This window comes from Gracilibacillus timonensis (assembly GCF_900086715.1).
Taxonomy (GTDB): Bacteria; Bacillota; Bacilli; order Bacillales; family Amphibacillaceae; genus Gracilibacillus; species Gracilibacillus timonensis.
Map to the genome: position 1 here is coordinate 180,415 of NZ_FLKH01000010.1, position 21,233 is coordinate 201,647.

The window sequence follows — 21,233 nt, forward strand, 5'->3', positions numbered from 1 at the left end:
AAAAACAAAATCAACATACATGTATTATATTTGTATTAAATATATCAATTTCATTGGATACATGTTATATTTATAGATAGTATTGGAGAAAGGTTGGGTTTTCATGTGGAATAAATCGTTACCCTTATATAAAGAGGTTGCCAACAAAATAAAAGAAGACATCATCTCTTCACAACTAGTTGCTGGAGATATGATACCTTCTGAGGCAAAGCTTTCGGAGATGTATCAAGCAAGTAGAGTCACTATCCGACATGCGATCAAATTACTAATAGACGAGAATTTACTTTATCGAATTCACGGAAGTGGAACCTACATAAAAAAAAATAAAATGGAGTACGATATTTTAAATATGGAGAGTTTTACTGCTGAAATGATTGAGAAAAATACAGATTTTTACAACGAAATCTTGGCATTCAATTACACACTCCCTACTCCATATATCCAAAGCCTATTAAAACTTGATGATGATGAAAAAATCTTTTTTGTTAAAAGACTACGCTATGTCAATGAGGAACCTTATATATTAGAAGAGTCTCATATACCAGCAAAACTTCTTCCTGAATTATCTGTTGATATTATGAGACAATCCTTGTATGAACACATTCACAAAAAAGGTTATCAAGTCAGCCAAAGACAGGGTGAGTTAGAACCAATCATGCCTGATAATGATTTGATTGAGTTATTCCAACTAGATAAGCAAGTCCCTATTCTATTAATGAAGCATCATTCGATATTAAAGAATGATATTATGTTTGAATATACAAAAATATATTTCAACCCTGATAAATATACATTCAAACTAAATTATTCAATATAATAGCTCACACCATAAATAACCTTTGGCATGATTGTAACGGTTATTTATGGTGAATTTAAATAATTTGTACTAAACTCGTATTCATTTTTATAGTATAAATCTTTTCATTAATCGTGTCTCTGATATTGTCATATAAACTGACACTGTTTTTTTAAATGGCATATCTCTAGGTAAGACATTTCTGATAATCATAAAAAAGAATTGGTGTAGTCTGAACCTAAACCACAAATAATCACTTGACCATATTTTTTCTACCCATCAACTAGAAAAAGCCGAATCATTAAACATCCGTGTCTTCTCCATCCTCGTTCGATAATGAGGTGAAGTTAAGAAAGGGCGCCCTTTTTGACATACTAATTGTCCATTCTCCGTTAACCCCTTATCCCTTTTCTCTAAAATGGAGACAAGACGCTGCCGCCATTTATCTAACTTAGATGCGAAGACTGGCTCTTCCGACAAATCTTCACATTCATAGGGGTCATCCTGTAGGTGGAATAGCTGCTCCATCCCTGTACGCGGGAACCAAATGTATTTATAAACACCATCGGTTAGATACTGCATCTCCTGCTCCTCGGCATAACATGTGCTGTGTTCTCCATGCAGGTATTCTCTCCATGGTACTTGCTCCCTTTTTATTAAAGGCACCATACTTTTCCCATCCACGCTTTCCGGTATGGCTAATGAGACACTGTCCAATATCGTTGGCATAATATCTTGCAACGAAACCGGTTCACTTACCTTTTTTTCCATTGGGGTATAAGCATTCGGCAGTTTCACGATTAAGGGGATATGAGCAGATCCTTCGTAAGCATAGGTTTTCCGCCATAAATGATGATCCCCAAGCATATCGCCATGATCAGAAGTAAAAATAATCAGCGTATTATCAAAAAGTTTATTTTTGACAAGGTAGGATAACAGCCTGCCAATCTGGTGATCAATATGATGAATCGAACCATAATACCCTGCCCTGGCACGATGAATCTCTTGATCACTCCTTACACCGCGCCACGTCTCAGGCTTAACAGCATCCTCCTTTACATCGTGCATCGACGCCCACTCACCTACCTTAGCCTTCGGTATAGCGGCGGCCTCTGCATATCGATGAAAATAATAATCTGGTGCATCGTAAGGAGAATGCGGCCTGGTGAAAGAAGTCTTTAAGAAAAATGGCTTACTGGGATCACGACGCTGCTTCAAAAAATCCAAGGATTCATTGATCGTCCAATTGGTAGGATGTAAAAATTCTGGCGCATGATACGGACGAGCCATCCACGAATTCCAACCAATCCCGTGATCAACAATACCATAATCTCCCGTTTTATTTTTATCAAACCATTGCTTGTAATCGGAATAAAATCCGCGATCGATTTCCTGATCGGATTCATCCAAGACTGTTTGATGAAAGCCATTCAACGCTCGCTGTGGCCGAAAGCCCATCTTCCCAACTCCTTGAGTGTGATAACCAGCCTTAGCCAACTCTCCCGGCAATGTATGAGAAAAGCCTACTCCCATTGGTCCTTGACTGCTCCCCACCCCTAATATCCCTGTATGCCATGGGTCCATGCCAGTAAGTAAAGCAGCTCTCGCCGGCACGCAAGAGGGGCTTGGCGAGTAAGCGTTTTCAAATATGGTTCCCTGAGACGCCAGCCAGTCTAAATTCGGTGTTTCTATCACGTCATTGCCATAACAGCCTAACGCGTCCCACCTTTGTTGATCGGTCATAATCAGTAAAACGTTTGGTTGATTCATGTTATTCTCCTTTCTATTCGTTTGTTGAAGTGTTTTTCAATTTGCCAAACTTGTCAAAGTAAATTTATGGTAGACCCACAATTAATCTCCTGCCAACAATGTTATTTCAAATTGTTATATGGAAAAACACTCCTATTTGGCTTTTTTATCATACCTTCTCATACCATAACTATATCAGTAAGCAATCTTTTTTTCACGTATTGTTTCAATAGGCCTTCTCCAAACGCACTGCTTAAAAAAACGAACAGTTATCATTCTCCTAATGCTTCACTTTTAATAATCTGGAAAAATGATAGCATTTATGCTATCATTAACATACTATAATTACAGAGGAAATTTTCTATGAACGAGGCAGCATATCAAATAATATACAAAGGTAACACATCTACTTTCGAGACATATCTTTTACATCAAGCAGAACAAGAATTACGAATTGGTAAGGAAGGAATTTGGTGTAGAATTGCTGATATTTACACTAGACAACTCACTATTATTTCTCTTAATCCGTACCCCGATATGGAAATAGCAGATATTACAGATTTTGACGAAAGTACACCTTCTCTCAAACATATTATAAAAAACACAGAGCATACTAATTTTTACAGATGGGATTTAAAAGGTGGAAGAACTGGTAATCATCGTATTATCTACGACATTCATAACTACCACAAAGTGATTTTGCTTCATTACTTTGACAAATCTTATAATGGTTTAATAAAACAAAGGGATATTCTCCCCGCTGAAAATAACTACGCAAATTACTGTGAGTATGACCCGAATTTATATTAGAAGAGAGGGATTAACATGACCGATTTCTTTAATCGCTACGCTCAAATACGTGGTAAACAACAAGTACAGAGCTTACAATTGGAAGGGAAGATTGCCGCACAGATAAAAACAAAACGACAGCATTTACAATTATCACAACAACAATTGGCTGATCTGGCAGGTGTCCCAAAATCAACGATTGGTCGAATTGAGGCAGGGCTAACCAGTCCTAAAGTAACTACATTGTTACGAATATCACAAGCATTAAATACTTCATTTATCATTGACGGCACTAATGATCCAAAAGATACGACTGTTGGATCTTGAAGACGTTCTATTCGATTAAAAATATGATTCCACACATAAAACAGATAATGACAAGGCGAATCCATCATGTTAATGGATTCGCCCAACATTACTCTTCCCAATATTCGATATCATTCTCTTCACACCAATTGATAGCGATTTGCCGATATTCCTTATCACGATAGTCAAACCATTGTTGCTCCCAACCGAGGTATTGGACTTCATCCTTAAACCGGCGAAAAGCACCTCGACCACGGATCGCACTGGCCAATTTATTTTGGGCGTCACCTTCAGGCATGGCCCAAATAAAGTTCTCCATAATATCATAATCATCAATTTCAAATTGGGTAGGAAACTTTACATATTTATCTTCCTCATCCGCCTCTAACTCTTCCAGAAAATCTTCTTGTTCGGCTCTTGAAAGTGCATAACCTCCATATAGAATGAATTCTCCTGTTTCTCTGTTATAATAACAATCCATTTCATCACTTGCTAGTTCAATCGTCTCTATCACAACATCTAATTTTATCTTCACCCTACTCACCTTCCTGTTGCTTCTGATTCTTTCTCACCTTTTATCATCAATCATATACAAATCAGCCCAAATCTTCTTTTCATGGTCGCGAAAATAAATCCCCATTGTAGCATCTTGATAGATTTCCAGAATAACCGAACGAACCTCGTCACCTCGACGATTTTCTAGTGAAGAAACATTAATTTGTGGGGTTTTCTCATGGTCAACATAAGCAATTTTTCGATAAACCTTTTCCTTGCCTTGCACCACATCGCCAATATGTGAATGTCCATAAAAATGGACTTTTACCGTTTCAGGCAATGGTAACAAAGGATCCCATAATGGAAAAGCACGGTTCCCTCCCGCAAAAGCTCCGTGAGAAACGGTAATCACCTTTTTAGAACTCTGGGCAATCTCCTGTCTCAATGCTAACAAATCATCTTTTGTATAAGGATATTTCTGCTCATTTCCGTGAACAAGTCCATGCGTAGATATCCACTCGCCCGCTGGATCCCCATGATCGGATAGAAAAATAACTTTGTAATCCCCTATGTCTTCGCTAAAGTAAAAGGAGGTTAGCTGATCAATCGTTTTCCATCCTTCTGTGTTTGCCACTGCCTCGTGAAAAAAGACGGGCAGTTGTTCAGAGCTGTCTCTATTGTCCCAGATATAATCGAAATCATGATTCCCTAGCACGAACCGCACTGGAATATTCAAAGGCTTAAGCAAATTCAATTGGATCTCCGTCATTTTTCGCAATTGTTCTTGGTTGTTACCTTCTACCGCATCACCAAGATACCATATGTAATCACAGGTCAGATCTAAAGATTTAAAGTCATCCACCGCTGTCGACAAGCAATACTCCGCCTGTTCCGGCACCGATTGTTGCAGATCGGAAAACAACCACATTCTATATTTCACTTTGTCTTGTAAATGTTCGCGCACGTTGTTGATCATTTTGTCACCTTCCTATTTAACGGCTATAGTTTACGTAATTCATAAATCATCGCCCATCGGTTGTCATAGATAAAACGTCATTTTTTCGTTATTTCCATTATTTTTTGCTTGCCACCTGTATAATCCAGCATATTTCTTAATAGGGAAACTATTTCCTGATAGCGTCTGCGATTGGTTACAGGCAACCCTATCTAGAATATGATTATCAAACAGTTGTTTCTAAGTCAAGCTGCTTCACTTCTTTTCTGTTGTTAAAGGGCAGTTACTAGTATTGATCATGAACATTTCATCGGTTATTGTGTTGCATTGTGATAAGGTTGAATTAAATTATATCAGAAAATATGGATTACTTCTTTACTGATTAAGGATTTTACACCATTTACACGTCTGAAGCAGTAGTTTACTCATGGTAGGCTACCTCAATTTTTCTAATATTTAATAATAGAAGAACTGATTATAATGAACTGTTGTGCTTTAAATGGAAATCGACAGAGGCAATATGTGCGTAAATAAAACCTAAGTAAAAATTAGCCGATTTAGCAAGAGATAACATCAGCATTAACTCAGATAGAGGAAATCTTTAATAGGTCTAAAAGGATTAAAATGTGATGAATAGAGCAACACATTAAATGCTTTAAAGACCATTTTACAATCATTATTTTCTGTAACTTTTATTTTTATTCGCCCCTTCACGAACCATATATGATAAAATAGAACTATAATTAATGAAACGATGGGAAATTAGTCTTGATTTAAGTGATCTATCCCTAAAAATTAGCAAAACACCAACCATCGAGCACCCGTTTATAGAATCTATACTTCTAAAAGTAGACTTGAGTGCAAAGTTACATGAAAAAAATGATATGAAATAAGACAATATTGCTCATTATTTTTAATATGTACGATATTTTAATTATGAAATAACAAGTAATAGAAAAAAACTGGATACATCGGAACAAAAGCGCTTATTTCGAAGGACCATTGATTTTTAATCTGATGCTAACCTTAGGCACATGTAATACCAAGGAGGTTAGTACCTCTTACATAATTCGTTTTATTAAGGGTTAATTTGTGATTTTTATTCTTTAATTAATAGAAAATTTAGGCTTGCATTCTTATGACTAATACCATTTATAGTACAGGCTTTTTGATGTTTGCTGTCGCCTCCTTTTGGGTGCGTGGATTGAAACATTACATATTAAATCTTGTTCCACTATTCCAGATTATTCTTTGTTCAACAATTGAGCCGTATTGCTTACGACTATCTATAAAAAAATATATATTAGAGGAGATTTCAAATGAATATGAAGACAAAGTGGCTTGTTGGTGTTTTACTTATTTTTGCAATAATAAATCTATCTGCTTGTGGCGGATCTAGTAAGTGGGTAGGAACATATGGAGGAACTAGTACTAGTGGGAGCAAGATAGAAATCACTATCGATAAAAATGGGGCTGCTATTTACAATGAAGGTGGTACTGAGTACGAAGGGGAATGGACGGAAAACGAGAATAGTATAGATCTTAATTTTGACGGTCAGGTATCTAATAAATCGGAACCCTTGATCGTTACACTTTCTTCTGATGAACAGTCTATAACGGTTGAATCTATGAACAGTAGTTGGAATCCAGATCTATACCAAAGAAGATGAATCATAAGAAATAAAATACATATATCCATATTGAAGATGTTACAATCACAGTCTGTTTATAATTAGCAATCAGGCGCTTTTGTTGAACAAAGAGCAATCTGGAATATGGCTAAACTGCTGCGATAGTCCAGCCATATTCCACTATAAACACTGAATTCCCCAGCTTACTATTTTATACATCAGGCGCTTAACCTCTTTTCTTCATCAACTCCCAATGAATAAAATCAAAAAAATGAAGTTGGCCAGCCGACTCCTGAGCTAATACTTCAGCCCGCTGAAAGACTTCTTCTGCTAAATCTTCATCGCCTATCTTCATGAAAAAGCGATGCAAATAACCATATACAGCCAATGACTCGTACTCTACCGTTGACTCTAAGGTTTCCTTATCATATCTTCCATAAAGACGATCTTCCCGCTCCCATTCTTTGATGATCCAGTCTTCAAAAGCCATATTGACCTGCTCCTTATTTAGTGCAATTAATAACTGATCGACCATATGCGCCTCCCCATCAAATTGATAGGTCTGGGTAGATAGCTCAAAATACTCCGGATAAAATACAGGATCTCCTGAAGCATTTTCCAAAATCAGACGATTGGCTGCTGCCTCCGGGAAGAATTGAAAGAATGCCGGGATTAAGTAGCTTAATGTGATTCGATTGGCGGTCGTTTGGTATTCCCAATCATAGTAATCCACAAATACATCTTTCCATATTTGTGTCTGTTTGATCACCATCAACAAATCCTCAGCAAGCTCGTCATATGCTGGCTCAGAAAATGTATCACTTGCTTCTTTTAAGACCTTAATGATTCGTACATCATCAATTAAAGCATTCACCTGTGTATTATCTGTCAGTTCCCAAGCAATAAAACTCGCCCCATCACTGGTTTGCACAAAATAATCTTGCAGCAAGGCGACTTGTTCAGCGAAACGATCCTTATCCTCCACCTGTAATAAAAACTCTAAATAGAGCCCTACGCTCTCCGATAGATACTGAGAATCTTCCTGATTGGGATAAGCATGAATCAAACCTTGCTCACTCATGTACGCATCTTCCACCTGCTGTTGCACTGATTCATCCATCGACACACGGCATCCTGCCAATAAAAATAATAAACTAATAAAAAACAATAAAGATTTACGACCAATCAAAGGCTTTCTTCCCTTCCTTTGAATCGTTCCGTCTTATCCCATGTAATGGTCTGTCCTCTAAGACGATTCCATATATAACTCAAGGAGCTGCGGAATAACAAGATAATAAAAAGCTGCGCATAAGTAAAATACATCAGCAGGATAAAGCAAACATTCTTTACAGACACATTGTCATCTACTACTAACGCACTTAATAGTTGTGAGGTATAAACAATATAGCTCATAAACCATAAAATCAAGATCGGCGCGCGCATATCAGGTAAAGTAAAACCTAATAGGCCCATGATGAAGAAGATGTCTGACACCAGCAATAAGACAGCAAAGAATAGATAAGTGAATACATGCTGCAAGGATAAAGCAAAGGTACGACCTTTCCAATGAGACAAATCATGAATCGACTTTTCCAATAAATATAGGTTCCCAGTCAGCCACCGAGTCCTTTGCCGAACAAAAGTCTTTATTTTCTCAGGCTCCTGCTCCCAAGTGCGAGAAGCTGGTACGACAGGTAAATGATATCCCATAGCCGTGATTCTTACCGTTAATTCTGCATCCTCTGCCAATGCCCGTACATCATACTCTCCCAATTCCTGCACCACTTGACGTTTTACCAGCATATTGGTACCTGCTAGTGAGCCTAACCGAAATAATGCCCAGCGTCCGCATTGCATTAGCAGTTGAAACACTTGAAATTCTAGGCCAATCATGCGTGTTAAGGCATTTTTGGCCATATTTTTTGTTTTGACATAACCAACTGCCCCTGCTGCTTTTTCATTGTTTTCAGCTGCTTCCACCAATTTCTTTAAGGCATCAGGTTCTGGTTCATTGTCAGCATCGTATACGGCGAAATAATCAGATTGGGAAATCTTCAAACCATAATTAAGCACTCGAGACTTTCCTTTTGGTTCGCCCATTGGCACAGGAATATGATGAATACTTGAAAAGGCTCGGGCAAATTCATCAGCAATAGCTCCTGTTCTGTCAGATGAATTGTCATTCAATAAATAAATATCCAGCTTACCAGGGTATTGAAGTCTTGCCATTGCCCGCAATGTATCGGCAATTACTACTTCCTCGTTATGAGCTGGTATAAAGATGGCAACGCTAGGATAATGCAAAAGTTCAGGCGCCTCTTTTTTCTTCAGTCGATGCCAGATTCCTGCTATATTAATTGCTGAATAATACATCAGCATCAACCAAAAAAACGTCATAATGATTAATAAGATAATCATGGTTTATTTACGCCCCTATTTGTTGTATTTTTTCAATTCTATCTATCTGCTCCACCCGTACTTGGTATGGTGGGTCGATATAGTTCAAGATTTCTTTTAACTTCTGCTCGATTCGATGAAGTACAATCTCTACTCCGTAATGTTCGGTATCCCGGAGTAATACGTATATCGTTGATCCAGAAGAGGTAATTAAATCAAAGTTACTGCGTATCGATCGGAGACCTGCCTCTTCTATTTTTTCCTGTACTACTCGACGAATCGATTTGCTTTTCTCATCGATGGTCAGTTCTACCAGCCATGCCTGTTTGTTATTTCTTTGCACCGATGCCAACGTCCATTTTGCTTGTTCCTGGAATTCGTTCATCGTTAAGATACTCGTGTTCGGCTGACGTTTTTGTAATTCCTTTACTTGTTTTCGTAAATCCACATTTTCATAACCAAGCCTTTTCGTGTAGTGATTCAAAACCCAAAACATCAGAATAAAGCTGGTGAATAACACGTGATCATATATATATAATAATTGCGTCTCTACTGGTTGATTATTAATAAAGGCCGCTACCGTTAACAATGCCGCATAACCAATAACCATTATAATGGTATATAAGAACACAAAACGTTCATGCATGAGTGCCATATTTAATACAGAAACGATTAACAAACCAACAGCTAATAAGTAAAATGGAAATTGAAAATATAAGATGGCCCAACCATTCGCTAATAATAGAATAATTAACAGACTCATCAAAAAGTTGCGATTCATTCGTACTCCTTCTTTCAGCGAGAATTCTTTTATTCTATTGTACTATAAAAGGACAGCTGTTGAGTAAAAATATCGATTTTTTCTCAAACAAAAAGACTGCATCCTCAAATGCAGTCTATCCTTGTATATCATCAATCTGTTCATCTATCTTTTCGATTCGTTCTTCTTTTTCATCATCATCCAAGTCATCGTTGTTATTGATTTTATCTTTCTGGATATTTAAGCTATTGACTTGAATGCCTTCATTATTTAGTTCCTTGCCAATCTCCAGTGCCTCTTTATCCTTTTTCAGTTCCACATAGCTTCTTCCAGCTAGGTATTTGGCGCGGTCATTATCACTGATATCCTGATAAATGGCGACCACACTGTCAAAGTCTTTGTTCACCCATGCTTGTTCAATGGTTACTTCTGGGGCGTCAGATTCCAGTGCCAGGATGGCTTCCTTAGACTCTTGACCTTCAATCGATTTCAACTTGTCAACGATTTGTACATTATAAGAAGGATCTAGTTGACTGGCCTGCGTTAAGCTCTCGACGGTGCCTAAGTCAATATATTGTTCCACCAAGGTACGCTGCGCTTCTTCATCTAATTGCTCCACACTTTCAAAGCTAGTGATCGCTTCTTCGGTCTTTCCGGTCACTGCCATGCGGTATCCTTCCAATAGCTTGTCATCCTTTGCAAGTTCTGCTTCGAGTGCTACCTTTTCTTGCTCGAGTTCTTCCTGTTGTTGCTGCTGTTGATCATTTTCTGATGTAGTTGCTTCTGCCATTGGAACTACCTTAATCATATACAGCAGTAACATGCCCGCCACCATACCAAGGACAATGCCTGCGGGTACCGTCACTTTCAAGGTGGCATACTTTTGCATTTTTTCTCGCCAAGATTTTTCTTGCTTCTCTGCTTTTGGTTTCTCCACTTTTGGTTTGGTTTCAACTGCTTCTGACACACCTGGCTTTGCCGTTACAGCGACTGAGGCAGATTGATCAATCGCATGACGTAGTTGATCGACGGTCTTTGCTTGCTGAATATCTCGCACATAGGGATAACGAACGGCCAGCTCGTTTATGTTGCTTTGCTTAATATCGGCATAACGGACGCCAGTCAAAATGGAAGCTGTAAGCGACCTCAAATCCCGTATCACCTGTTGGTTGGTTAGCTCATCAGTAGATAGTACAAAACGGATCCCTCGCTGGGCAAATTTCACATCCCCTTGCTGATTGACGTATATATTATCTGGGTGAATCATCGTTGTATATTGGGTGCCAACCAGCCTTGCCACCTCAAGTATATTTATGGCGACCTTGCGTCTTAATGAGCTGTCGGTGGAAGAAAGGCTTGACAAAGCGGTATAGTCTTGTGGTTTCTTATAATAAATACGCACGATGTCATCCTCTACGGTATAGCGCTGGACATCGAAGAAAAGGGCATCTTTTTTATTTAATTCATCCAGCTGTTCTGCTTCCATCACATTGGTTTGTGACTTAGGTATTTCATAGATAACCTGGTCTACTTCTTCTTTTATATAGCCGTTAATACCTTGCAATCTATTCACCTCCGTAAATTAATTATCCTTGATAAGCATGGATAAATGCCTTCATTCGCTCGGTATAGGAACGGTTGACCTTTGCTGTGGCCTGCATTACCTTCGCTATATTCGGATAGCGCTTATCGGGATTGGTATTAGTTAATTTCATAATCATCTGGGCAAAATGTTTGGGCAGTCTTTCCCTCAAAATCGTTTCATGATCACTTGTATAAATATTCTCTCCATTGCTTGTCAGGTAAAAAAGGACGGCACCAAGTGAAAATAAGTCTGAGCGTAAATCGACGACACCATCCTCGAATTGCTCCGGTGCGGCATAACCAATCGTGCCTAATGCCCTCACCTGTCCAACAGCATCAACGGGAGCGGTAATACCGAAATCAACCACATAAACGGTATTATCCTCGCCAAGCAAAATATTAGATGGTTTCATATCACGGATCACCAGAGCTGGATCATGATCATGAAAAACGCGAATAATCCCCGCGAGTTGTCGCGCAATCTCACTAATTTCCTGCCAGGTAAAGGTTCTTCCTTCCTCCTCCATCAAGTCGGACAGGCTTTTTGCTGCAAACTTCTCGATCACTATCGCCTTGTAATGGTTATGCACGATGAATTTATCAAATAGCTTAGGAATGCTGGGGTGATCGATGGCCGCCAGCGTGGCAGCTTCATTATCAATCTGTTGATTAAATAGGGTATCTGGACTTTTGACAACCTTTAATAATGCCTGCTTTCCACCTGGTGTCTTCACATGGTAGAGAAGGGAGGTACCACCTGATGTTAGGTACTCAAGGATCTCATATTTGTCTTGGATAAGCTCCTGCTTTTTCCACATTGCTACCCCTCCGTTCTAGTCTCCATATGGACGGTTAGAATAGATACATCATCTGTCGGATGTTTGTCGTCCTTCGCCACGTGATAGAAATGATCCGTGATGGCTTCTAGTGTTTGCTTCTTTTCCAGCTGGGCCGTCCATTGCTGACTCAGCTCTTCTTCGGTAAACAAGCCATGGAACCCATCTGTACATAACAAAAAGTAATCCACATTCGTGAAGGTACCTGATGCCGTATAAGGCTTTACATCCCCTTTAATCCCCATACACTGTGTTAAATAATGGGCCTTATCGTGAGACTTAGCCTCCTCGGTTGTCATCAGCCCTTTCTCCACCTGCATCGAAGCGAAGGAATGGTCGACCGACAACTGCACGAACCTTTTTTCCTTATTCAAGTCAATCGTATCTCCATTTGGTTCTTCCAAATCGGTAATTTGCGCGCGATAACGATAAATACGTGTATCACCGATATGACAAATAAAATACTGATCATCGACAACCATCAATACGCTTAAGGTAGTGCCAATATCTTTCTGTTCCCGTCGGCCGATCTCCATCAGTTGTGTATTAATTTCAGCAAACAGGTCAATGATTTGTGCTTTACATGCCGGCAAAAAGTCAGCCGGTTTCTCATTCATCCATACCATACTGCGCCACCATTTTAATACGTAATCAACGGCGAAATAGCTGGCTGCATCACCAAGCTCATGACCGCCCATCCCATCTGCTATCACAAAAAGATGGACCGCTTGGCCAGTTGATAAGTTTTCGCTCGAGACGCCGATCGAATCTTGATTCGGTCGGTCTGTGCTTGGCCTGAAACTAAATTTACCCTGCTGAACGTGCGCTTTCATCTCTGTATTCGTCATTCTGTCACCCTGTACGTGTAGACCGTTTTGCCAATTTGAATCGTATCTTGATCGGACAGTTCATGGATTTTATAAGGAATGATCTTCTCTGCATTCACATAGGTACCATTTTTTGCACCGAGGTCCTTGATGCCATACGTGTCCGACAATTTGACGAACTCAACGTGCAAACGAGAAATGCCGACTCCTTTTTCAACAAAATCGGTACCTTTCTCCGCTCGGCCGATGGTAAAGCTGTCTTTATCTAATTGGATTTCTTCCTCAATGCCATCGCGATCCACCGTTAGATAATTAACCACTGCTTTCTTATTCGGTTTCGGGGCGACTTTTTCTTCATCTAATAACATCGTTTGGTCGTTCGATGGTATCTCCTCTTCATCGGGTGTCTCGAATGGAAATGCTGGTTCCGGTGTAAAGGATGGACTGGCTGGCATTTCTGGTGCTGGCTGTTGTCCTTCCATCGCGGGCATGGTCTGAGCCGCTTGGAATGAATCGGCTGCTTCCTGTTGTTTGGTTTCACTTGCTGGTTTACTCTTCGGTGTTGTTAATTGTTTCGCCTGCTTATTCTTCACCTTGACCTCTTTTTCGGTAATGGTTGGTTCGACACCTGGTCTCCAGACAAACCAATAAACCAAGACACCTGCGATAACGATCAGCGATAGGATCGACGACACGATTAACCAAAAGGAAGTAGGTCCATCACTATACAACTTCCAAATCATGGCTAGTATAATGACACCCATTAAAATGGAGTACGTCTTATTTTTACTTGTTAATGGTGGCAGCTTACGTACTTTCTTGATTTTGGTGATTTCTTTTGGCTGTTGGGTTTCTTCCTGTTCCTCTTGTTCTTCTTCTTCCCCATACTGAGTTTGCCGCTGCAACTGGCTGAGTAATTGTTTAATGCCATGAAGACTAAAGCCTGGGTCTTTAATGTAGCTTAATAACATCTTAAATTGTGCCCCATTCAACCCCTGCACTTCACTAGCTAAGTTGAGTAATAGTTTTTTCAACCCTTCATGAACGGTTTGGTTATTCGGCACTTCTTTCAATGGGACATAGGTTAAGTAGACTTGATGATAGCCATTGCCAATAAAAATATAATCCTCATCCAGAATAAAATGATCGTCACTCAACATATGATTATTGGAATCTTGGAGCGCCTGAATAATATTAATAAATAGCGAATAATAATTTTGCATCGATAAGGGGCGTTCTTTCGCAAAAGGACGCAGCTTGCGTAAACCTTCTGTTTTATAAAAGATGGATGTTTCCCCGTTTACTTCTTCTAAACTAATCGGGAGCAATCTGGGAATGTTATTCGACTGAATCATTTTCAATTGCAAATCTTGAAAATCATTTGTCGTAAACCCTTTGTCTCCTGATGGCTGCAGCTTCATATAGCCGCCATTTGCTTCCAAATGATCTATATGGTATGTATCCAATGGGTTTGACACGTGGTGTTCCTCCTTTTTATTTGCTGTTTGGCAGTACGAATTAGCTATTCACTTGGTATCGGTATTTCAAATCTTGTTTCATCGTCGATTGCTTCTGCTTCAAACGTTAAGTAGAGTAAATCGTAATCTTGAAAAATACTGTCGGTGTATACTAAATTTCCAGTTATTTCATCTCCAGGCGCTAATTCTTCCTCCCGTTCGGGAAATGTTTGATCTTCCGACATTAACAAGGAGGTATCTTCATCATATAATTGTGCCGATAACTGCTCTTTCGGTGTAATGGGACTATCTCCCGTATTTTTAATCGTTACATTAGCTACTAAGAATCGTCCTCCATCCTCAGCAGGAAAATTAATATCTTCTAAGGAAAGCCCATCTACTTCCTCTGTACCCGTCTCTCTGATTTGAATACCGGTCTGGTGCTCTACATATTCATCAATGCTGTCTTCTACCTCTTCAAAAGCTTTATCCTCTTCATTTGTTTCCACAGTATCTGTTTCTCCCTCATTCGTATCAACTGTATGTGTTTCCTCTTCTTGCTGAGTCATAGACCCTGGTGAATTCGTTTGTTTCTCAGAATCATCACTTGAACAAGCTACTAAATACAGTCCTGTTACTAGTAATAAAATAAGTGTGACTATTGTCTTTCTCATATACTTTTTAACAATGGATTCTCTGATTCTATCAAAGACATTTTTAATGAATTATTTCCTTAGAAAAATCACTTACCTATACATCTCAAGGGTGCTGTTGTCTGTCAGTCGCTAATTTAGTCCATAAACAATACCCTTCCCTTCACCTATTAATAGCCTTCTATTTTTAAGCAACAAACATATAATAAAAAGCAGTAATTACACCGGGAATGACGGCATATATAAACGGAAATCGATTCGACACATTTTGTTTAAATTCATCCAACGGGGTTAGTGATCTCTTTTGAATACTCTCCTTAATATGTAAGAAAGCTAATAGTAAATTGATAAATATTGTTTTAGTAAATAGCAATATAAAAAGTCCTATGATACCAGCAAAAATAATGGAGTACATGATCGCATAAAGCGTGAATAATACCCCAGTTATCGCTCCAATAGCAGCAAAAAGCTTAACGTCTCCGGCACCGATCGCCTTAAAAATATAGAGAACCAGCATGATGCCCCCCCCTGCTAATACAGCGAAAATGGACTGCAGAAAACCGTCAATCTGATTTACAAACACATGATATAAAATACCTACAAGCACCCCAGAAACATTCAACCAGTTTGGGATGCGGTGTTTGGTTATATCAAAATATGCTACTACCAGAAGGAAAATAATTAAGATGATAAAATGTCCTTGCAATGTTGTAGCCACCTTCCTTATCCATTTCCAACCCAGCCCCTTTCTACTACTACTTTCTTAATCTTGATATCTTTCTCCATGAAAGGGATCACCATTTTCATCGAGTTCTCTGCTTCAATCTTCACATCCGCTGCCTCACCAGATGTTCCGTGTGGGAAAGATGAATTGGTTACGGTAACCGTATCTGGACTAAAAAAATTCGTACTATACACATTTTCCTCATATTTACGCTGAACGATTCCTTGATACATGTCATTGGAAAAATGGTTTAAGGCGTCCCCTGATGTAGGAATAACATCTTTGCCAATTTCCCCTAATTTATCTAAGATAGCTTCAGCAACCTCGTTATTTCCTAGCTTACCAGCAGCACCTTCTGTCAAAGAATCAACAAATCCATCGGTCTGATCTTGAATTTGGCCTTGTGCAAGCATAGCTAGATAGGAATAATGTCCAACTGCTTGAGCAGTCTCATCTACAGCGTCTTGCAAAGCCATTTCTGCTATAGAAATTTTCACAAAGGTGGTTAACGCCAAAATGAATGCAAGGAAGATAGGGATAATCAATGTCGCTTCTACAGTGATACTTCCGTTATCCTTTTTAAGAAACTTCAACATTAACTCCTCCCTTTTTTGATTATTGTTAGTCTATTTGAACACAACGATCCTCAATCCTATCATAGTTCGCTATTCGTTCTACTTCATATTGATCATTAAGGAGGAAGTGCTGTTGATGATCCCCATCACTTGTCTCCCAAAAGCTAATAAACTTTCCGGTGAACCCATCATTTTTATGATCAATCTGTAATGCCTCACACACTTCTATATTAACAATATCTTCTGCTTGATATTCTTCACCCTGAGAATTCATATTCACTGCTTCTGCTACAATCGCTTCTTTGGCCTTATCCTTGTCTAGGTCTTCTATATGCATTTGAGGCTCTGCCTCGCCTCCAGACTCCGAATCACTACTGCCACAAGCAGACAATGCAAAGATAATGATGCTTGCTGCTAGCCATATCTTTTTCAATATAAAACACTCCTTGGATCAAGATAGTAATAAAGAGTATAGCGAAGAGATAAGGTTTCTCTTCGCAAAGAATATCCTTAATTCCCAGGGTTTGGAAGTTCAAAATGGGTTTCTTGGTCTGACATGAATTCATATTTTAATAAGAAAGTATCAGCATAATCTGTGGTTGTTGTATAAACTACATGCCCATTCACTTCATCACCGGGAGCTAATTCTTCCTCTCCTTCAGGAAAAAGTTCATCATAAGAAGTATCTCCTCCATCTTCATCAATGGCAGAAAGGTTTGCTGAGAACATTTGATTAGGTACGTAGCTTTCATCACTAATATTTTTAATCGTAACGTCTACAACAGCAAATACATCTTGTTCTCTAGCACCAGTTATATAATCTTCAATCGTATTACCATCGACTTCTTTCGTTAGATTAAAATCGTTCACTGTTACTTCATAGTCGAATTCATACATATCACTAGTAATAGTAGCTGTTTCTCCTATTTGGTATACTTGTTTCTGATCTTGGTCTTCTTCCCCTGAAGTTTCAGAATCTGTTTCTGTATCATTTTCTGTAGTAGAATTTGTATTCTCTTCTCCTGTATCTTCTGTTGCTTCTCCACCATCACTGCATGCTGCTAATAGCAATCCCGCAAATAGTAATATTAATATTTTTTTCACTTTCAATGCCTCCTAGTCTTAGTAAGTATATACTCTTCGTTTTTCAAATTTATAGTAATTACCTTCCACACTACCAGGCAATACTTCTGCTAATTGTGGAATAAACCAAAGCTTAAGCTCGGCTTCAACATTTCCTTCGATATAGGATGGTCTATCATTTAAATTAACACCTGTTTCTTTGGTAATAACGGCTTGCAACCTTCTTGTTTTTTCGTTATTATACGTCTCACCAGTAGATTTCATAGCCATTAGTATTCTCAAAAACATTGGCATATTTGCTGGGATACCTTTTCCTCCAAAAGCTTTAAGCGGATTCCATTGAATACTACCATCGCTAGTTAAATTGATTAAATCACTTCCCGTTGTAATCAATGCACCTGCTATAGCTTTAAAAAAGCCTAATGGACCAGCAAAACCTCCCTGTAAACCTTGACCAATTAAATTACCCACAAATAAAATCAATGCTATATCTTTGAGGAACATAAAATAATTCATGCCCGCTACATTGTATCCATAAGTAATATATTCTGCTTTTTTTGTGGAAAATGCATAAGATTCTGCACTGGTTAATTCATAAGGAGCTTTACTACCGTAATTAGCCATTATATATTCATTAACATACAATTCATTACGGACAGAATTCGGAAAGCCTTGCATAAATTCAATAAATTCTTTAAAGCGATCAAAGGCATCTTTTATGAACTGTAAACGACTTGGTTCCTCTGTGTCACCTGCATTCCCGGTTGTTCCATTATATTCTGCTATAATTTGGTCCAATTCTTGATACAGGGCATTATCCCCCTCAATTTGACCCTTAATATCATTCAAACTATTCAACTGTGCCCATAGTTCGCCAAAGCTAGTATCTGCCCGCTCTTCTTCCTCTTTTGTATCAACACTTTCTAACGATCTCTTGATTCTGTCATATTTGTCCATCTGAGTTTCAATTTTCTCGACTTGATTTTCTTTTAAATTATTTAATTTACTAACTAACGATTGAATAACCAACTCAGCGTTTGATTTTGTATCTTGATTAATGGCAATATAGAATAACGGAAATAATTGACCAACCGTAAATGCTTGTGCGTTTCCCGGATCAGGATTATCACCTAAGGATTGATCAATACGCACCGCTTCATAAATGGTATCCGAATTGTCTAGGATCTCTGTAAAGAATTCATCAGTTAAAGTGAATTCTTCTAGTTCCTCCAGTAACTCACTACCATTCATCAACTCATTGATTTGATCATTATAATCCTTCGCTGTTCCACTTTCTGGATTGTTCATACTTCCGTTAGCACCTATTAAAGATTTAGGTATGTCACGATGATAAGTTTCTAAATCAAACAGGCTTTTTGCAGCATCCTGATAGATGTCTGCCTCCATTCCTTCTTCATAGTGCTCCATTTCATCTTCTTCATCAGAACTTAATTCTTCCTCTTCATCTTCCTGTTTATCTTTTAATTCTTGATATCTGTCATGATAAAAAACAAGTTGACGAAACGTTCTAACTCCATCAGGTATCGGATCCGTATCTCCGGTTACCTGACTGCCAATAATATCATTTTCAATGTCTTCCTTAACTATTTTCTTATATTGATTTAATTGGGTAATCGCCTTATCAATTTCACGATTCCGCTTTTTCATCAAATCTAGTATCTCTTCGTAATTTTCGACTAGCTCTTCTGCTTCTTCCACTTCTTCTACCGATACATCATTTCCCGTCAACAAATCAAAAAGATCTTTTCCTACCTGCACTGGTGCCTGATATTTCATACTTTCTACTACTTGGTGTCTAAACACATCATAATCCACTAGATTCCTTGAATTATCAAAGTTTGCATTTACACTTGTCAATGTTGGTCTTGATAGATTCTGAGTTCCGCTTAATTCACCACTTGAATAAAACTGATTATTCATGTAAGAATCAAAACTATCGCCAGCTGCCTCACCATCATATGCAAACAATCCTACACCTGCCAAATCCGAACTAAATTGCGACATCGTAGAGCGTAAAGCTGTTTCCATTGCACTATCTATTTGACGCTCTGCACTAAGAATTCGTAATGTATCAATTAATAGCGCATTTAACAAAAAGATTGGCAAGATGATCATAATGGCGTAAACCGAAACGGAACCATTATCTTTAAAAAAAAGCCGTTTTATTTTCTTTTTCACCATTATTCACCACCAAAAAAGCTAGTTATAGAATCGACTGCGTCTCCCAACGCTCCACTGATACCAAATTCACTCCATAAATACTTGGCAAAATTAGCTGTTCTAACTAATTCCGGCGTTTCCGTCACCACATGGCTGGATGAGGCTTGCACCTCGCTACCTATTAATGTTTTTATAAAAGAAGGGATAAATAAACTGGACGTTGCTTCGACTTCAACTTCACTATAGATTAAGTTATTATTGTAATCCACCTTTAGTGACATAGCATTTTGGTAGACATCTGCCTTTCTTTTTTTTTCATTTACGACATCATCACCAGTAAAGCCAGATAAATTAAAAAAACCCAAAATATCATTATCAGTTATTCTCCAGTATAATCCGTCCCCACTTGGCATTCCTGTATATTCCTGCACAGTTATATCTCCGGTTTTAATATCTTTATTTGTACTATTCCATGTGTAAGCGAGCTCACCTGACACCTTATGAGCCATGTAGCCTGCTGTTCCCATTTGAAAAATAATAATACAAAAAAACACTCCAACCAAGGTGAACATTAAAAGCCCGGGAAAGACAAGAGTAGTTTCAATTGTAAAACTACCCTTATCCTCTTTAAGAAATAACCTCATGTTAGCTGCTCCTTCATCGCATTCTTTCTTCTACTGTATTTCATCTGAATTAAATTCCCATTCTGCACGGGTGGTAATCTGGTCACCTGCATGACCAAATGCAAGATTGTATTGTTCTACCTGCATCGCGTCAAATACAAAGGTGCCTTCGACAGAGTCACCAGGAGCTAATTCACCTTCCACCATTGTAATTTCTGAAGTATTTTGTAGATACTCTGAATCAACGGCTGGTACATATTCTTCAGAATCTAACTCCCCTATAGCTGGTGTAAAGATATCAGCAGCATCGAAGGTTTTATCATCTACATTTTCCACTGTTACATCCACCAAAACAAAAGTATCGTCGTATAATGTAACATTCTCTAATTCATCGCGATAACTTACTTCATTGATGGTCACTTCATATGTCAAATCATCTGGTGAACTAACTACTGTCGCCGTATCCCCAATACTTAATCCTAACTGATGTTCAATGTGTTCATCGTTATTTGTCTCTTCTTCATCTTCTCCCGTTGCTGGCTCATCGGGTTCTTGTTCCATATTATCGTCTGTTGTTTCATTGTCGGTTTGTGCTGTATCTGTTGATTCTGCTTCTTCTTCAGGTTCCCCATTAGAACAAGCTGCCAGGCCTAAACTTAACAATAATACTGTCGGCAATAGCCAGTGTTTCCATTTTTTCATCATAGACAGTCCCTTCCTATTCCTAAAAACAGGTAAGCTCTCTCTTCTTTCTTTCACATAACAACCTGCTTTTCACTTTTACCAATTAACATTTACTTTTGTCCCAATGT

The 21,233-nt window shown here is 38.5% G+C and carries 22 protein-coding genes; 4 read left to right on the forward strand and 18 right to left on the reverse strand.

Translation table 11 applies throughout. The annotated features are described in order from the left end of the window. Positions 1-103 precede the first annotated feature (103 nt). Complete coding sequence (locus BN6556_RS04755) at positions 104-817, forward strand: GntR family transcriptional regulator (protein WP_066187893.1); 714 nt, start codon at positions 104-106, stop codon at positions 815-817. A 258-nt stretch (positions 818-1,075) separates the two neighbouring features. Here the strand turns inward: BN6556_RS04755 and BN6556_RS04760 are convergent, their stop codons facing one another. Next, complete coding sequence (locus BN6556_RS04760) at positions 1,076-2,566, reverse strand: arylsulfatase (protein ID WP_066187895.1); 1,491 nt, start codon at positions 2,564-2,566, stop codon at positions 1,076-1,078. A 342-nt stretch (positions 2,567-2,908) separates the two neighbouring features. Here BN6556_RS04760 and BN6556_RS04765 point away from each other — a divergent pair, with 342 nt between their 5' ends. Both BN6556_RS04765 and BN6556_RS04770 read left to right on the forward strand, forming a co-directional pair. Further along, positions 2,909-3,355, forward strand: coding sequence for a hypothetical protein (locus tag BN6556_RS04765; protein ID WP_066187897.1), 447 nt, complete (start codon positions 2,909-2,911; stop codon positions 3,353-3,355). 15 nt (positions 3,356-3,370) lie between these two features. Beyond that, positions 3,371-3,661 (forward strand): helix-turn-helix domain-containing protein, encoded by a 291-nt coding sequence (locus BN6556_RS04770; RefSeq protein ID WP_066187898.1) that lies wholly within the window; start codon positions 3,371-3,373, stop codon positions 3,659-3,661. Positions 3,662-3,749: 88 nt separating this feature from the next. Here BN6556_RS04770 and BN6556_RS04775 read toward each other — a convergent pair whose 3' ends face one another. Together BN6556_RS04775 and BN6556_RS04780 are read right to left on the reverse strand one after the other, a co-directional pair. Beyond that, positions 3,750-4,175, reverse strand: coding sequence for a UPF0158 family protein (locus tag BN6556_RS04775; RefSeq protein WP_066187900.1), 426 nt, complete (start codon positions 4,173-4,175; stop codon positions 3,750-3,752). 33 nt (positions 4,176-4,208) lie between these two features. Further along, complete coding sequence (locus BN6556_RS04780) at positions 4,209-5,111, reverse strand: metallophosphoesterase (RefSeq protein WP_066187902.1); 903 nt, start codon at positions 5,109-5,111, stop codon at positions 4,209-4,211. A 1,298-nt stretch (positions 5,112-6,409) separates the two neighbouring features. Here BN6556_RS04780 and BN6556_RS04785 point away from each other — a divergent pair. Next, a complete protein-coding gene (locus tag BN6556_RS04785; RefSeq protein ID WP_066187904.1) occupies positions 6,410-6,760 on the forward strand; it encodes a hypothetical protein in 351 nt (116 codons plus the stop codon). A 187-nt stretch (positions 6,761-6,947) separates the two neighbouring features. Here the strand turns inward: BN6556_RS04785 and BN6556_RS04790 are convergent, their stop codons facing one another. The 15 genes from BN6556_RS04790 to BN6556_RS04860 all read right to left on the reverse strand — a co-directional run bounded on the left by BN6556_RS04790 (position 6,948) and on the right by BN6556_RS04860 (position 21,126). Then, positions 6,948-7,910, reverse strand: a complete 963-nt coding sequence (locus BN6556_RS04790) for a hypothetical protein (RefSeq protein ID WP_066187906.1) — start codon at positions 7,908-7,910, stop codon at positions 6,948-6,950. Next, positions 7,907-9,139 carry a glycosyltransferase family 2 protein gene (locus BN6556_RS04795; protein WP_066187907.1) on the reverse strand — a complete coding sequence of 411 codons (1,233 nt, stop codon included), beginning with the start codon at positions 9,137-9,139 and terminating at the stop codon, positions 7,907-7,909. The genes BN6556_RS04790 and BN6556_RS04795 overlap by 4 nt, the downstream gene beginning before the upstream one ends. Positions 9,140-9,146: 7 nt before the next feature. Then, positions 9,147-9,899, reverse strand: a complete 753-nt coding sequence (locus BN6556_RS04800; RefSeq protein WP_066187909.1) for a hypothetical protein — start codon at positions 9,897-9,899, stop codon at positions 9,147-9,149. Positions 9,900-10,014: 115 nt separating this feature from the next. Next, the gene (locus BN6556_RS04805) at positions 10,015-11,442 is read right to left on the reverse strand and encodes a type VII secretion protein EssB/YukC (protein WP_066187911.1); all 1,428 of its coding nucleotides are present in this window, start codon (positions 11,440-11,442) and stop codon (positions 10,015-10,017) included. Positions 11,443-11,464: 22 nt separating this feature from the next. Then, complete coding sequence (locus BN6556_RS04810; protein ID WP_066187912.1) at positions 11,465-12,280, reverse strand: serine/threonine protein kinase; 816 nt, start codon at positions 12,278-12,280, stop codon at positions 11,465-11,467. Positions 12,281-12,282: 2 nt separating this feature from the next. Next, positions 12,283-13,146, reverse strand: a complete 864-nt coding sequence (locus tag BN6556_RS04815; RefSeq protein ID WP_066187914.1) for a PP2C family protein-serine/threonine phosphatase — start codon at positions 13,144-13,146, stop codon at positions 12,283-12,285. Next, positions 13,143-14,603 (reverse strand): DUF6382 domain-containing protein, encoded by a 1,461-nt coding sequence (locus BN6556_RS04820; protein ID WP_066187916.1) that lies wholly within the window; start codon positions 14,601-14,603, stop codon positions 13,143-13,145. Before BN6556_RS04820 ends, BN6556_RS04815 begins: the two co-directional genes overlap by 4 nt. Before the next feature lie 44 nt (positions 14,604-14,647). Continuing rightward, positions 14,648-15,256, reverse strand: a complete 609-nt coding sequence (locus BN6556_RS04825) for a DUF4352 domain-containing protein (RefSeq protein ID WP_078059927.1) — start codon at positions 15,254-15,256, stop codon at positions 14,648-14,650. A gap of 166 nt (positions 15,257-15,422) precedes the next feature. Then, entirely contained in the window at positions 15,423-15,941 is a 519-nt protein-coding gene (locus tag BN6556_RS04830; RefSeq protein WP_078059928.1) for an A24 family peptidase, read from the reverse strand. A gap of 17 nt (positions 15,942-15,958) precedes the next feature. Beyond that, entirely contained in the window at positions 15,959-16,555 is a 597-nt protein-coding gene (locus BN6556_RS04835; protein WP_066187922.1) for a TadE/TadG family type IV pilus assembly protein, read from the reverse strand. A 25-nt stretch (positions 16,556-16,580) separates the two neighbouring features. Next, the gene (locus BN6556_RS04840) at positions 16,581-16,967 is read right to left on the reverse strand and encodes a hypothetical protein (RefSeq protein WP_066187923.1); all 387 of its coding nucleotides are present in this window, start codon (positions 16,965-16,967) and stop codon (positions 16,581-16,583) included. A gap of 77 nt (positions 16,968-17,044) precedes the next feature. Beyond that, the gene (locus BN6556_RS04845; RefSeq protein WP_066187925.1) at positions 17,045-17,638 is read right to left on the reverse strand and encodes a DUF4352 domain-containing protein; all 594 of its coding nucleotides are present in this window, start codon (positions 17,636-17,638) and stop codon (positions 17,045-17,047) included. Positions 17,639-17,656: 18 nt separating this feature from the next. Further along, positions 17,657-19,819 carry a hypothetical protein gene (locus tag BN6556_RS04850; RefSeq protein ID WP_066187927.1) on the reverse strand — a complete coding sequence of 721 codons (2,163 nt, stop codon included), beginning with the start codon at positions 19,817-19,819 and terminating at the stop codon, positions 17,657-17,659. Further along, a complete protein-coding gene (locus BN6556_RS04855; RefSeq protein WP_066187929.1) occupies positions 19,819-20,442 on the reverse strand; it encodes a TadE family protein in 624 nt (207 codons plus the stop codon). Before BN6556_RS04855 ends, BN6556_RS04850 begins: the two co-directional genes overlap by 1 nt. A 30-nt stretch (positions 20,443-20,472) precedes the next feature. Then, entirely contained in the window at positions 20,473-21,126 is a 654-nt protein-coding gene (locus BN6556_RS04860) for a DUF4352 domain-containing protein (RefSeq protein WP_066187931.1), read from the reverse strand. Positions 21,127-21,233 lie beyond the last annotated feature (107 nt).

Bases quoted from the DNA above. Each gene is read 5' to 3' on its own strand.
- BN6556_RS04755 (WP_066187893.1), top strand. From the start codon at position 104: ATGTGGAATAAATCGTTACCCTTATATAAAGAGGTTGCCAACAAAATA.
- BN6556_RS04760 (WP_066187895.1), bottom strand. From the start codon at position 2,566: ATGAATCAACCAAACGTTTTACTGATTATGACCGATCAACAAAGGTGG.
- BN6556_RS04765 (WP_066187897.1), top strand. From the start codon at position 2,909: ATGAACGAGGCAGCATATCAAATAATATACAAAGGTAACACATCTACT.
- BN6556_RS04770 (WP_066187898.1), top strand. From the start codon at position 3,371: ATGACCGATTTCTTTAATCGCTACGCTCAAATACGTGGTAAACAACAA.
- BN6556_RS04780 (WP_066187902.1), bottom strand. From the start codon at position 5,111: ATGATCAACAACGTGCGCGAACATTTACAAGACAAAGTGAAATATAGA.
- BN6556_RS04785 (WP_066187904.1), top strand. From the start codon at position 6,410: ATGAATATGAAGACAAAGTGGCTTGTTGGTGTTTTACTTATTTTTGCA.
- BN6556_RS04795 (WP_066187907.1), bottom strand. From the start codon at position 9,139: ATGATTATCTTATTAATCATTATGACGTTTTTTTGGTTGATGCTGATG.
- BN6556_RS04800 (WP_066187909.1), bottom strand. From the start codon at position 9,899: ATGAATCGCAACTTTTTGATGAGTCTGTTAATTATTCTATTATTAGCG.
- BN6556_RS04810 (WP_066187912.1), bottom strand. From the start codon at position 12,280: ATGTGGAAAAAGCAGGAGCTTATCCAAGACAAATATGAGATCCTTGAG.
- BN6556_RS04815 (WP_066187914.1), bottom strand. From the start codon at position 13,146: ATGACGAATACAGAGATGAAAGCGCACGTTCAGCAGGGTAAATTTAGT.
- BN6556_RS04825 (WP_078059927.1), bottom strand. From the start codon at position 15,256: ATGAGAAAGACAATAGTCACACTTATTTTATTACTAGTAACAGGACTG.
- BN6556_RS04835 (WP_066187922.1), bottom strand. From the start codon at position 16,555: ATGTTGAAGTTTCTTAAAAAGGATAACGGAAGTATCACTGTAGAAGCG.
- BN6556_RS04850 (WP_066187927.1), bottom strand. From the start codon at position 19,819: ATGGTGAAAAAGAAAATAAAACGGCTTTTTTTTAAAGATAATGGTTCC.
- BN6556_RS04855 (WP_066187929.1), bottom strand. From the start codon at position 20,442: ATGAGGTTATTTCTTAAAGAGGATAAGGGTAGTTTTACAATTGAAACT.
- BN6556_RS04860 (WP_066187931.1), bottom strand. From the start codon at position 21,126: ATGATGAAAAAATGGAAACACTGGCTATTGCCGACAGTATTATTGTTA.